Origin of the sequence: Clostridium sp. LY3-2, assembly GCF_024705715.1 — a bacterium.
In the GTDB taxonomy this organism is placed as follows: domain Bacteria; phylum Bacillota; class Clostridia; order Clostridiales; family Clostridiaceae; genus Clostridium.
Window position 1 is genome coordinate 91,015 of record NZ_JAMDLQ010000014.1, and the last position, 13,503, is coordinate 104,517.

Consider the following 13,503-nt stretch of genomic DNA (forward strand, 5'->3'; position numbering starts at 1 on the left):
TTAAATAGAATTATGCTCTGTTAACTGATCCGAATAATTCCATTTTTTCTTTAACGATAGCTTTTATAGCTTCGAATCCAGGATTTAAAAGTTTTCTTGGGTCGAAACCTTTTCCTTCTAAATCTTTTTTGTCTTCGATGTATTTTCTAGTAGCATCTCTGAAAACTAATTGACATTCAGTGTTAACGTTGATTTTAGCAACACCGTTTGAGATAGCTTCTTTGATCATAGCATCAGGAATTCCTGTACCACCGTGTAATACTAATGGCATTGGAGCAACAGCTTCGTTGATTTTAGCTAAAGCTACGAAATCTAAGCCTTTCCAGTTTGCTGGGTATTGTCCATGGATGTTTCCGATACCAGCAGCTAACATAGTAACTCCTAAATCAGCGATTTGTTTACATTCTTGTGGGTCTGCGATTTCTCCAGCTCCAACAACTCCGTCTTCTTCTCCACCGATTGATCCAACTTCTGCTTCTAAAGAAATTCCTTTAGCTGAAGTTAATCCAACTAATTCTTTAGTTTTTTCTATGTTTTCAGCTATTGGGTAGTGTGATCCATCAAACATGATTGATGAGAATCCAGCTGCCATAGCTTCTTTAGCTCCTTCATAGCTACCGTGGTCTAAGTGTAATGCTACAGGAACTGTTATTTTAAGTTCTTCTAACATTCCATTAACCATTCCTACGATAGTTTTGTAACCTGCCATATATTTTCCTGCACCTTCTGAAACCCCTAAGATTACAGGTGAATTGTTTTCTTGAGCAGTTAATAATATAGCTTTAGTCCACTCTAAGTTATTGATGTTGAATTGTCCAACTGCGTATTTGCCTTCTCTAGCTTTGTTTAGCATATCTTTTGCTGAAACTAACATGTGCAAAACCTCCATACTTAAATTAAATTTGAAGAGAGTAAAAAACACTATTCTTACTATTGTCCTCTCTATTCTTTAGTATACCCCAAAAAATAAATTATGAAAATAGAAAAAGGACAAAATACTATCTATTAGTTGAACAAAAGAGTAAAAAACAGAAAATAGCTGATTTAAACGTATTCATATAAGTAAAATAAAGGAAGAGCAAGAAGTAATATGGATTTATAAATAAAAAAGTATCTTATTTTTTATTAAATTATGGATTAATTTAGAAGAATATGATAAAAAAATTTTTGGAATAAAAAACATATAAAAATATTGAAATCTATTGAATTAATAATAATATCTATAGGCATAATAATATTATAAAATATAAAAATTAATAAAAATTTAGAGTAAAGTCAACTTTAAAATACAAATTAAAACATTTACATTTTAAATATTCAAAAAAAATTAAAATAAACAAATTTTTTTAACCGTTTTGTTTCCAAACTTTAATTATTTGTACTTCAAACATTAATTTTCTATACAGAAAAAGGAGGTAGAATATATACGAAGGAAAATTAGAATATAAGCAAAAGAGGGTAAGTATAAATGAAACGTAAAGAATTTTACATTAAAAAACAAAAGAGAAGAAAAAAAATTACTTTAATAGTTTGTGCAATTTTAGTTCTTGGAATAGGTGTATTTGCAATAAGTAAGGCCTTTTCCTCATCGGATGACAAAATAGTAGCAAATGCAAAAAGTGATGATACTCAAAAAGAAAATAATGCAGAGCAAAAACCAAAAGTTATTGGACCAAACGATATAATACCTGGAGATAACATTATAAAATCTGCAGAGAGCTATGCTGTTCCAGCAAATATAGTTTACAAAATGATCTTTTCAAAAGAAGTAGTTAAACAGCCAAAATCAGTTTTTTTAACTTTTGATGACGGACCTAGTGAAAATACTGACGAACTTTTAAATATATTAAAAAATGAAGGTGTACATGCCACTTTCTTTGTATTAGGGTCACAGCTTGAAAACAGTGATAAAAACAGAGAAAGACTTAAAAGGGAAATAGATGAAGGAAATGCAATAGCAAACCATTCTTATAGTCATAATTATAAGATTTTATATCCAGGAAATAGCGTAAATCCTTCAAAGTTTATGGAGGAATTTAATAAAACAAACAAGTTAATGCAAGATGTTTTAGGAACAGACTTTGATAGTAAGGTAGTTAGAATGCCTGGAGGATACATATCAAGAAAGTATTACAAAGATCCGCATCTTAAAGAACTTGATAAAGATTTTAAAGAAAACAATATAGTTTCTATTGATTGGGATGCTGAAACAGGGGATGCAACAGGAAGAAACTATACAGTACAGCAAATGGTTAACAACGTAAGTGCTTATGCAAAAAGCGAAAAACACATGGTATTATTAATGCATGATGCGGCAGCTAAGAAACAAACAGTAAAAGCATTACCAGCAATTATAAAATACTTAAAAGGGCAAGGCTATGAATTTAAAGTAATTTCAAACGCTAAACCAGAAGATAAAAATACTACAGCTTCAAATAACGAAAGCAATTCAAATGCTTCAAATACAGAACAAAAAGTAACTACTGCTGAATAAAAAACAAGGCGAACTTCGCCTTGTTTTTTTATTTTGCCTAAATGAATTTATTTTAAAAATATATGAATAATGTAATTAGTGTATTAAAATGTAAACAATTCCAGTTATGTATTTATAAAATATGCTATAATTATCCAGAATAATTACAAATTTAGGGGGAAATCAAATGAAGAAAAAATTTTTAAAAGTACTAATAGGTGCAGCTGTTATTAGCGTTATTTCTTTAAGTGGTAGCACGGCTTATGCTTGGGATGGAAAAGAGGATGGAACAGGAACTCATGCTATGATAGTTAATCAAGGAATGGATATATTAAAAAATGATTTATCTAATTCTGAATCAAATGATCTAATAAATAATCTTAATATCTTAAAAGACAACTTACATGATTTTAAACTTGGTTCAACTTTCCCAGACTACGATAAAACTGCTTACGATTTATATCAAGATCACTTTTGGGATCCAGATACTAATAACAACTTCTCAGAAGATAATAAGTGGTACTTAGCTTATTCAATTCCAGATAATGCAGAAACTCAGCTTAGAAAATTTACAGCCCTTGCAAAAAATGAATGGAAAAAGGGTAATTACAAAAAGGCATCATTTTATTTAGGGGAATCAATGCACTACTTTGGAGATATATGTACTCCATATCATGCAGCAAATGTAACTGCTGTCGATAGTCCAGGGCATGTGAAGTTTGAAACTTTTGCTGAGAAAAATAAGGACAAGTATGAAATAACTACAACAGGAAAAAATACAAGTGATGATTTTTACAATAGCATAAAAAATACAGATGATTTTGAAGTTTGGTCAAAAGATAATGCAAAAAAATATGCAAAAGAATCAAAACAATTATATAAAGATTATGCAAATATGAGTGCATCTTGGGATGATTGGGACCACGCTGCAAAGACTGCATTAGCGAGCGCTCAAAAAGGTACAGCACTTTACTTATATAGATTTTTAAATGACGTAACATTTAATAAACCTATAGATAAAAATGTAAGTGAATTAGTTTTATACATCCACACAAGTGATGTAAAAGATGCAGGAACAGATGACTATATGTATTTTAATGTTAAAACTAAAGACGGAAAAGTTCAAAAATGGTCTTTAGATAATCCAGGAAATGATTTTGAAAGAGGAAGTAATGATACCTACAGACTAAAACTTGATAATAAAAATATTAAATTTAGTGATATAGACAGCATGTATATAACAAAGGAAAAGTTTACAGCAGTAAAAGATGCAGTAAAACTAGAAAATGTTAAAGTTATATGTAATGGGGAAGTTAAGGTAGATAAAGATTTAACTTCTTGGATAAGTGATAATAAAGATGTAACTATATTTAAGTAAAAATATAAGCTAAGTTAAACAATTTAAGTTTAACTTAGCTTTTTATTATCTATATTTATTTAATTCATCATCAAGTGAAACATCTTCAAGAGATTTAAACTCGTCATCTAATGTAGGAGTTTTTAAATCGTTTAAGCCTTCAGCATAACTTTCTTTTTTAGCTATGCTTCTTTCGATATCATCTAAATTAATAGAGTTATCTTTGCTTTGAACGTTTGCCATGATTTCGTTAATTTGCTTTGTTGCATTAGCGTTATTTAATCTTGCACTAGCTTCATCTCTATAACTTCTAGTTTTATCGATTTCTTCTTGTAATTTGATTAAGTTTTCTTTAAGTTCTGAAGCTTTAAGTTTTTGACTTTCATAAGTTTGTTTTAAAGTTTCGTACTTTTTATCTGATTCTAACTTTAATTTTAAAGCTTTTTTAGCTAACTCTTCGTTATTTTTAGACATAGCAAGTCTAACTTTTTCTTCGTAGTCTTTTGATGCTTCTAAAGCAGCATTCATATTTTTTTCAGTTTCTTTTACGTTACCAAAAATTTGAGCTGATGAGATCTTAGCTTTGTTATAAGATTCTTCCATATCTCTAATTTTTTGGTCTAGTAATTGTACTGGATTTTCTATTGAATCTAAAGCCGAATTTGTTTTTGATTTAAATATGTTTGAAATTCTATTGAATATACCCATTGTATATACCTCCTTGAAAGTTAAATAGTATTTAATAACTCTTTATGTGATTATAATACACTTTTTAAATAATATTGTCTATAGTATAATTCTAAATTCATAAATTAGTAATAATTATTTTTTAGAAGAAAAAGTAATAAATTAAAGCACCGATTATAGCTATAACAGCGATAGCAATAACTATTTTTAAAATCCATGACATATGAAAGCCAGATCCGTTTGAATAGCTTCTACCGAAAAATGGTATTCCAAAGAAACTAAAGCCTCTGTTGTTATAAGAGCTTCCCCCGTTGTTTTTAGGCGTTTCAGTAGTTGTTTTATTATTTGAATTGTTATTACTGCTATTATTATTATTATTATTATTTTGCTTATCTTTATTTTCTCCATTATTGTTATATTTATCAGATGTATTAAATTTTGAATTAGACTTATTAGAAGAACTTGAATTTGAATTATTATTATTGTATTTATTTGATGTATTAAACCTAGAGTTTGAACTAGGCTTACTTGATTTAGAGCTAGAAGAACTAGAATAGCTACTAGAACTTTTAAAGCCTATAGCGTATGCTGGTATTTGAAGTATAGTTGATGAAAATATAAATATTAAAAATATTATCAAAAACTTAAATATGGAATTCTTTTTGTTTTGCATTGATTTTCCCCTTTCAATCCTTAGCTTATCTTTATTATATCTAGTATATATATATTATCAAATAATAAATTTATAAAAATAAGTAAACTTAATAAAAACTTATGGAATTAAGGTAAACTCTAAAGTAAAATATAGATAACATAAGAGGAGGTATTAAAATGAATAGAGAAGAGATTGATAGATGGATAGAAAAAGAAAAGAGTACGGTTTTAAGAGATTTTACTGATATTACTTTTGGAATAGATAATATTATAGACTTTAAAGATGGGACAGATATTTCAAATAGATATTTCATTAAAAACATAAAGGTTTTAGATAAGTATTCAGAAAAGATATCAGAACTTGAAGGAATGCTTGGAAAAAAGAAAAAGGTATTATTTTTTACAGTAGATGATTTAGACAAAGAGAAAGTTAATAAGTTAATAGATGATTGTAATAGATATAAAAATCAATATAAAGATGTTTTTGAAAAGATGAGTTTTTGTAGAGAATGTAAATGCTTAAGTTGCATAAATGATTGTAAATTCTCTTCTTGTAATACTTGCTTTAAGAGAGGGAAGGTTACAGAGTGTGATAAAAAGGAACATGAAATAGTTATGTTTAATAACACAAAAGCAGAACTTTATAATAGCGAAACTATGGTTTATGATACTGTAAATGTATTAACTCAAGTTAATATATTAAGTAAAAATACTTTATATAGAGTTATAGAAGCAAATGGAGATTATTTAATTTTAACTTATAGTAAAGAAATAAACGGAAAAGAGACTTACGGGGAAGTAAAAGATACAGAAGCTTTCGATTACGTTTCTGAGGCTTACGAAAGAAATATAGAAAATCTTATATAAAAAGAAAGAGAATTAGATAAAGCATCTAATTCTCTTTTTTTTAAGATATATTATTTATATAAAATATCTTTTGTTACGTCATTATAATAAATTGAAGACGGATATTTGTTTTCAATTTGTTTTGCATAATCTTTAGCTTGGTCTTTATCACCAGTTGAGTTATAGTATTCAGCTAATTTATATAATACTTCTGGAGTATACATATCTGAATGTGGGAACTCTTGTAATAGCATTTTATAATATTCTAATCCTTTTGGAAGATCATTTAAATTAGCATTAGTAGTTCCTGTAAAGTATAATAAGTGAGGTCTTAAATAATTATCCTTTGAATAAGGAAGTGCAGCATTAAAATCTGTTAACGCTCCATTATAATCTTTAGCCTTAAACTTATCTAAACCAGCATGGTATAACTTATCTACACCTTCAGTTGCCATAATTTCATATGCTTTGTTATAAGCATCCATATCTTCACTTGCTACCTTGTCTTTTGGTGTAGATGAAAGTATAGCTGATAAATCACCAAAGTTTTTATTTGAAGATGCTAAATTTAAATCATCTACAAGTTTTTGGTTGTGAACTGGAACTGTAGTTTCTTGATTAGTTTTATTAGAGTCTGGTGCAGGGCTAGAATTTCCTTTAAAATTAGAAAAAGCAACAGCACCAGCAATTAAAACACAAACTCCACAAGCTGCAATTATTGGAACCTTTAAATTTTTCTTTGGCTTAGCTTCTGGAATATCACGAATCATTTCCTCAGCTCTAATCTCACCTAAAGTTTTATTTTCGTTATCTAAATTAGAAGGTTCTTCTTCTATCTTTTCTATTATTTCATCGTAGTCATTTTCTTTTGCAGTCTCAATAACAGGTTCATTTAAATTCGGACTTAAATCTTCTATTATAGTTTCTTTAACTTCTTCTATAACTTCAGGTTCTTCTTCTTCATCAGTAGAAGTTACAGAGATTTCTTCAAGAGATGGAGATTCTTCTTTTTCTTTTCTAAGCTTAGCTTTTTCTTCAAGTTCTTTTAAAAGATCGTCTTCATCATTCATTGTAGATGCTGCTAATTCTCTTTGAATTTCAGCACGGATTTCAGCTACATCACATTTTGTACCTACTATAGTATCAAAATTAAGAGCCTTATGTTTTACTTCGTTATCTATATTACTAAGGAATTCTTTAGCCTCAGAATTGTTGTTAAATTCTGCGTTAGTTTTCCAGTTAATTATAGCTTCTTCAAGTCTACCTAGTTTGTATAAAGAGTTACCCTCGATAGTTAGTGCATCTTCATTGTGGTATTCCTTTTTTAAAACTTTTTCACATGCCTTTAAAGCATCTTCATATTTCCCAGCTTCATAAAGAGCATGGGCTTTTTTTAATTTCTTATCTGAAATTTTCATTTGTATCCCCTCGAATCTAATTATTGATTACTTACCTATTTTAATACAATTATACTACTTAAATATTAAAATAATATTTCAATTTAAATTTTAACACTATAATAAAGAAATATAAACAAGAAATATTATGATATTTGCAGTATTTTGCTATTTTATTCTAAAAGATTAAAGAATAAATGTAAATATATTATGAATTAATATATAAATAAACAGAAAAAATATTATCAAAAATAAAATGTGAAAATAATATTTCTTCTAATAATTGTTTAATAATTAAATAAATGTTAAAATATAGTAATTAGATAAGGGGGAGATAATCTTGAAAAAGTTTAAATGCCTAAGTGTTATGTTAATTATTACAGGTGTTTTTATTTTTACTTTAAGAGAAAATGTTTTAGGAAACGATAGTAAAGCGAAAGTCTTAAGAAATGCAGAAGAAGGAGTGTATAAATTTGAATTTAAACCTAAATCAAATAAAGAGTATTTATATATCAAAATAAAAGGTGAAAATTCAAATTTATATAGGAGTTACACTCTATCAAATACTGAAAAAAGTTGTAATCTTACATTAAATGGAGGTGATACTGTTAAAGTTTATGCAAAAGAATATATAGGACGAGAAAATAAAGGTATAAGAGTTTATGATAACTTTAAAGAAATAGAATCTAAAGCTAAAGTTGAAAAGATAAGTTGAATAATCCACTCCACATATGGCTTAAAGTTATATTGGAGTGGTTCTTTTTTTTACAGTAGATTATTCATAAAATAAAGTAAAATAAATTATTTTGGAGGAGAATTTTATGAAGGTTTATGTTTTGATGGGCGGGGTGTCAGAAGAAAGGGAAGTTTCGCTTTCTTCTGGAGAAGAAGTAGTTAAATATTTAGATAAAGAAAAGTATGATGTAAAGAAAGTTATTATAAATAGCAAAGAAGAAGTGTTTGAAAAGGTAAAGGGTGCTGATTTTATATTTTTAGCACTTCACGGAAAGTTTGGGGAAGATGGAACTATTCAAGCTATTTTAGATAGTTTAAACATTCCATATAGCGGACCTAAAGCTTTTAGTAGCAGTTTATGTATGAATAAAAATATTAGTAAAATTATAGCTTTAAATAAAAATGTATTAACAGCTCCTTTTTATATAGTTAAAGATCCTTTAAATATAGATTATAAAAAGATAAAAAAGATAGGATACCCTGTATTTATAAAACCAAATAGCGGAGGCTCTAGTATAAAGACTTTTAAGGTTAATAAAAAAGAAGAAGTTTTAAATGCAGTTTTAGAGGTTTTAAAAATAGATACTGAAGTTATGATTGAAAAGTATATAAAAGGAAAGGAAGTTAGTTCTTTTGTATTAAATGGAGAGGTTTTTCCAACTATTACTATAAAAACTAAAACTTCTGAGTTTTTTAATTACGAATCTAAATACTTAGAAAACGGAGCAGAAGAAGTATATGAAGAAATAGAAGAATTACTTCAAGAAAAAATCAATGATTATTCTAAAATACTATGGGATGCCCTTAGCTTGAAAGGGTATTGTAGAATTGATATGATAATTAGTGATAATAAGGTTTATTTTTTAGAAGTTAATACTCTTCCTGGGTTAACTAAAAAAAGTATAATTCCTAAAAGTGCAAAAGTATTAGGGATAGGATTTAGTGAACTTTTAGACCTTATGATTAAATATTCTTAAAATAGGAGTAAGTTATGGATTTTTTTAGTTTTAAGCTTAAAGAAGACGAGGCTATTTATATTCAAATACAAAATTATATAAAAGATATGATAGATGAGGGGATAATTGTAAAAGATAGTAAAATGCCCTCAAGTAGAGACTTAAGTAAAATGCTTAAAGTAAGCCGTAACTCAGTTATTTCAGCTTATGAAAACCTAGAACTTAAAGGCGTCTTATATACTATAAAAGGAAGAGGTACATTTGTTTTAGAAAGTAGTAAAAAAGTAAGTGAAAAATGGAGTATTTCCTGGGAAAAAGAAAGATCGAATTATGGCAATTTATCAGAAGAATTAGATATAGTAAAAGGGGAGCTCTCTTATAAAAAAGGCGTTATTTCTTTTAAAAGCATTTCACCAGAAGGAGATTTATTTGATATAGATAGCTTTAAAAGATCCTTTTTAAATAGAATATCTATTGAAGGCGATAAGCTTCTTAATTATGGATATGCAAAAGGGTATAAACCTCTTATGGAATATATCTTAAAGTATATGGAGAAAAAAGGAGTAAAAACTGAAGGAAAAGATATAATTATAACTAATGGTTTTACAGAAGGTTTAGATTTAATCATTTCAGCTTTTACAGAAAAGGGAGATAAAATAATCCTTGAAGATCCAAGCCACAATACAGCTATTAAACTTATGAAAGTAAACGGCTTAGATTTAATAGGTGTCCCTATGAAAGAAGATGGAATTGATTTAGATATATTAAAAGAAAAATTAAAAACTAAAAAAATAAAGTTTGGATATCTAATCCCCTCTTATCACAATCCAACTGGAATAATTTTAAGTGGAGAAAAGAGAAGGGAAGTTTATAATATTTTTAAAGAATATAACGTTCCTATTATAGAAGATGGATTTAGCGAAGAACTTTTACACAACAACTCTCACTTAGCACCAATTGCAGCTTTAGATAATTATAGTAATGGGGTTTTATATGTTTCTTCTTTTTCAAAAATATTATTTCCAGGACTTAGGATAGGTTGGATTATAGGAAGTAAAGATGCTATAAACACCTTAGAGAGCGTAAAGAGGTGCAAAAATATTCATACTTCATTTTTAGACCAAGGTATCTTATATGAATACCTTAGAAGTGGAGAATTTAATAAGCATATTAAAAGGGTAAGGAAATTTTATAAAAGTAAATATGAATATGCCTTAAAATGCATAGAAAAATATATAAAACCTGATTTTATATGGGGAGAAGGTGGTCTTCATATTTATGTAGGGTTTAATGATATAGATACAGATGAATTATTAAAAAGATGCTATAAAAAAGGTGTATTATTTATGAGAGGCGATGTGTTTAAAGTAGAAACTAAAAATAATAATACTTTTAGGCTTGGGATATCTAGAGTTTCAGAAGAAGAGATTTTAAAAGGAATTAAAATAATTGGAGAAACTTTAAAAGAACTTAGAGAAGTTTAATAGTTTTTATCTATATGGTAGAATATACTTACATTTTTAATTTTTGAAAGGGGAGCCTAAAAATGAAGGTTACAATAAAAGATGTAGCAAGCCTTTCTGGCGTTTCTAAATCTACAGTTTCAAGAGTTTTATCTAACGACTCTAGAATAAGTGAAACAACAAAAGAAAAGGTAAATGCTGCTATAGAACGACTTAATTATAAGCCAAACGTAATAGCTAGAAGTTTAGCTATCAATAAAACTAAGATTTTAGGCGTAATAATTCCAAGAGAAGCAGAAGATTCTTTTTCAAATCCTTTCTTTATTCAAGCTATGAAGGGAATGAGCATTTGTGCTGGAGAAAAGGGATATCATATAATGTATTCTTTTAGTGAGGAAGAAGAAGGACTTATTAAAAGCATAAACGACTTTTCATCAAATAATATGATAGATGGAATTTGCCTTTTAAGTACGACAGTTAACGATAAATGCATTAAAAATTTAAATGATAAAAACTTCCCCTACGTAACTATAGGAAGACCTGAAAATCCTAAAGAAGGTTTGTGGGTAGATAACGATAACTTTAAAGCTATGGAAGATGTGGTTTTAAAATTAATAGAAAAAGGTCACAAGAAGATAGGCTTTGTTGGAGCTAAAAAAGATATGAATGTATCAAGAGATAGGCTTGGAGGGTATCTTCAAGGGATTTTGGTAAAAGGGATAAATATAGATAGAAATATCATAAAAGAAGGGGAAAGCTTTACTATAGAAGAAGGATATAAATTATCTAAAGAAGTTTTAAAAGAAGGTGTAACAGCTATAGTTGGAACTGATGATTTGTTAGCACTTGGAATACTTGAAGCTGTAAACGAAAGCGGCAGAGAAATTTCTGTTGTAGGATTTAATAACATTTCAATTGCAAAATTTCAAAAGCCAGCCCTTTCATCAGTAGATATTAATGGAAGTGAACTTGGATACTCTGCAATTGAACTTTTAATTAATAAACTAGAAGATAAAGAAATAAAAGAAAATTTCAAAATTGTAAAAACAGAACTTATAGAAAGGGAATCTTTAAGGTAGATTCTTTTTTTATAATTTTTTGTGCAAACGGTTGCACAAAAGGTGAAATAATTAGTATTTAGGAGTATTGTAAAGATAATTTCAAAATTTGAATGTTTATAGATTTTGAGAATTTTAAATTTTTAAGTATAATACAATTATGATAGTGCAAACGGTTGCACGTAGCTTAGCTAGTGGAGGAAGATTATGAAAAGAATATGGTGGAAGGAAGCCTGCGGATATCAGATTTATCCAAGGAGTTTTAAAGACTCAAATGGAGATGGAATCGGAGATATAAATGGAATTACTTCTAAATTAGATTATATAAAAGATTTAGGGATAGATGTTATTTGGATTTGTCCTATGTACAAATCTCCAAATGATGATAATGGATATGATATAAGCGATTATAAGGATATAATGGAAGACTTCGGTACTATGGAAGACTTTGATAATTTCTTAAAGGAAGTTCATAAAAGAGATATGAAGTTAATTATTGATTTAGTAGTAAATCATACAAGCGATGAGCATCCTTGGTTTTTAGAATCTAGATCTTCTAAAGATAACGAGAAGAGAGATTGGTATATTTGGAAATCAGGAAGTGAAAATAAAGAACCAAACAACTGGGAAAGTATTTTTTCAGGAAGCGCTTGGGAATACGATGAAAAAACAGGCGAGTACTATATGCATCTATTTACTAAAAAGCAACCAGATTTAAATTGGGAAAACAAAGATATGAGAAACGAAGTTTATAAAATGATAAACTGGTGGCTTGATAAAGGGATAGATGGATTTAGAGTTGATGCTATAAGTCATATTAAAAAAGAAGAAGGACTTAAAGATATGGATAACCCAAATGGTGATAGATACGTTTCATCATTTGATAAGCATATGAATCAAGAGGGTATTCACGACTTCTTAGAAGAATTAAAAGAAGAAACATTTAAAAAGTATGACATTATGACAGTTGGAGAAGCTAACGGAGTGAGTTCAGAAGATGCAAACCTTTGGGTTTCAGAAGAGTCTGGGAAATTCAATATGGTATTTCAATTTCAGCATTTAGACCTTTGGGGAGCTGAAGATGATTTTAAATTAAATGTTAAAGAGCTAAAAGAAATATTAAGTTCTTGGCAATACAATTTAGAAGGGGTCGGTTGGAACGCTTTATTTATAGAAAATCATGATATTCCAAGAGTAGTTTCAAAATGGGGAAATGATACTAAATACAGAAAAGAAAGTGCAAAATCATTAGCCCTTATGTATTTTATGCAATGTGGAACTCCATTTATATATCAAGGACAAGAAATAGGAATGACTAACGTTAAGTTTGAATCTATAAAAGAATACGATGACGTTAAATCAATAAATATTTATAACGAAAGTTTAGCGCTTGGAGAGTCTAAAGAAGAGGCTTTAAAATACGTTTGGGCAGTATCTAGAGATAATACTAGAACGCCGATGCAATGGGACGATTCTTTAAATGCAGGCTTTACAGAAGGAAAGCCTTGGATAAAAATTAATCCTTCATATAAAGAAATAAATGTTAAAAGAGAAGAAGAGGATGAAAATTCAATTTTAAACTTCTATAAAAGGATTATAAAAATAAGAAAAGAAAATGATGCACTTATATATGGTAAATACGATTTAATCTTAAAAGATGATGAAAAAATATATGCATACACTAGAAAATTAGAAGATGAGCAATTTATTATAATATGTAACTTAACAGAAGATAAAGCATTATACGAGTATGAAGAGGTAGAATTAAAAGGGGAAAATCTTATAATTTCAAATTATGAAGTATCAGATACTGAGGATACTAAAAAGGTTATATTAAGACCTTACGAATGTAGACTTTATAAATTTTAATATAAAAG

At 28.1% G+C, this 13,503-nt stretch carries 12 protein-coding genes; 8 read left to right on the plus strand and 4 right to left on the minus strand.

Translation table 11 applies throughout. The features are described from left to right. Positions 1-10 precede the first annotated feature (10 nt). Positions 11-874 carry a class II fructose-1,6-bisphosphate aldolase gene (gene fba / locus M4I33_RS04370; protein ID WP_257915665.1) on the minus strand — a complete coding sequence of 288 codons (864 nt, stop codon included), beginning with the start codon at positions 872-874 and terminating at the stop codon, positions 11-13. Between the two features lie 594 nt (positions 875-1,468). Here fba and M4I33_RS04375 point away from each other — a divergent pair. Together M4I33_RS04375 and M4I33_RS04380 are read left to right on the plus strand one after the other, a co-directional pair. Continuing rightward, on the plus strand, positions 1,469-2,494 hold the full coding sequence (locus M4I33_RS04375; protein WP_257915666.1) for a polysaccharide deacetylase family protein: 1,026 nt from the start codon (positions 1,469-1,471) through the stop codon (positions 2,492-2,494). 166 nt (positions 2,495-2,660) lie between these two features. Continuing rightward, entirely contained in the window at positions 2,661-3,851 is a 1,191-nt protein-coding gene (locus M4I33_RS04380; protein WP_257915667.1) for a zinc dependent phospholipase C family protein, read from the plus strand. Between the two features lie 45 nt (positions 3,852-3,896). Here M4I33_RS04380 and M4I33_RS04385 read toward each other — a convergent pair whose 3' ends face one another. Together M4I33_RS04385 and M4I33_RS04390 are read right to left on the minus strand one after the other, a co-directional pair. Next, positions 3,897-4,538 (minus strand): PspA/IM30 family protein, encoded by a 642-nt coding sequence (locus M4I33_RS04385; protein ID WP_194191319.1) that lies wholly within the window; start codon positions 4,536-4,538, stop codon positions 3,897-3,899. A 121-nt stretch (positions 4,539-4,659) separates the two neighbouring features. Further along, positions 4,660-5,190, minus strand: a complete 531-nt coding sequence (locus M4I33_RS04390) for a hypothetical protein (RefSeq protein ID WP_257915668.1) — start codon at positions 5,188-5,190, stop codon at positions 4,660-4,662. Positions 5,191-5,348: 158 nt separating this feature from the next. Between M4I33_RS04390 and M4I33_RS04395 the strand changes: the two genes are divergently transcribed. Continuing rightward, positions 5,349-6,038 (plus strand): hypothetical protein, encoded by a 690-nt coding sequence (locus tag M4I33_RS04395; protein WP_257915669.1) that lies wholly within the window; start codon positions 5,349-5,351, stop codon positions 6,036-6,038. 50 nt (positions 6,039-6,088) lie between these two features. Here the strand turns inward: M4I33_RS04395 and M4I33_RS04400 are convergent, their stop codons facing one another. After that, the gene (locus M4I33_RS04400; protein WP_257915670.1) at positions 6,089-7,435 is read right to left on the minus strand and encodes a tetratricopeptide repeat protein; all 1,347 of its coding nucleotides are present in this window, start codon (positions 7,433-7,435) and stop codon (positions 6,089-6,091) included. 319 nt (positions 7,436-7,754) lie between these two features. On the opposite strand from M4I33_RS04400, the gene M4I33_RS04405 reads away from it, so the two are divergent. The 5 genes from M4I33_RS04405 (at position 7,755) to M4I33_RS04425 (ending at position 13,495) form a co-directional block, all read left to right on the plus strand. After that, positions 7,755-8,129, plus strand: a complete 375-nt coding sequence (locus tag M4I33_RS04405; RefSeq protein ID WP_257915672.1) for a hypothetical protein — start codon at positions 7,755-7,757, stop codon at positions 8,127-8,129. Positions 8,130-8,235: 106 nt separating this feature from the next. After that, a complete protein-coding gene (locus M4I33_RS04410; RefSeq protein WP_257915673.1) occupies positions 8,236-9,126 on the plus strand; it encodes a D-alanine--D-alanine ligase in 891 nt (296 codons plus the stop codon). Between the two features lie 14 nt (positions 9,127-9,140). Beyond that, a complete protein-coding gene (locus M4I33_RS04415) occupies positions 9,141-10,589 on the plus strand; it encodes a PLP-dependent aminotransferase family protein (RefSeq protein WP_257915674.1) in 1,449 nt (482 codons plus the stop codon). A gap of 62 nt (positions 10,590-10,651) precedes the next feature. After that, positions 10,652-11,647, plus strand: a complete 996-nt coding sequence (locus tag M4I33_RS04420) for a LacI family DNA-binding transcriptional regulator (protein WP_257915675.1) — start codon at positions 10,652-10,654, stop codon at positions 11,645-11,647. Between the two features lie 186 nt (positions 11,648-11,833). Beyond that, positions 11,834-13,495 carry an alpha-glucosidase gene (locus M4I33_RS04425; protein WP_257915676.1) on the plus strand — a complete coding sequence of 554 codons (1,662 nt, stop codon included), beginning with the start codon at positions 11,834-11,836 and terminating at the stop codon, positions 13,493-13,495. Positions 13,496-13,503: the final 8 nt, after the last annotated feature.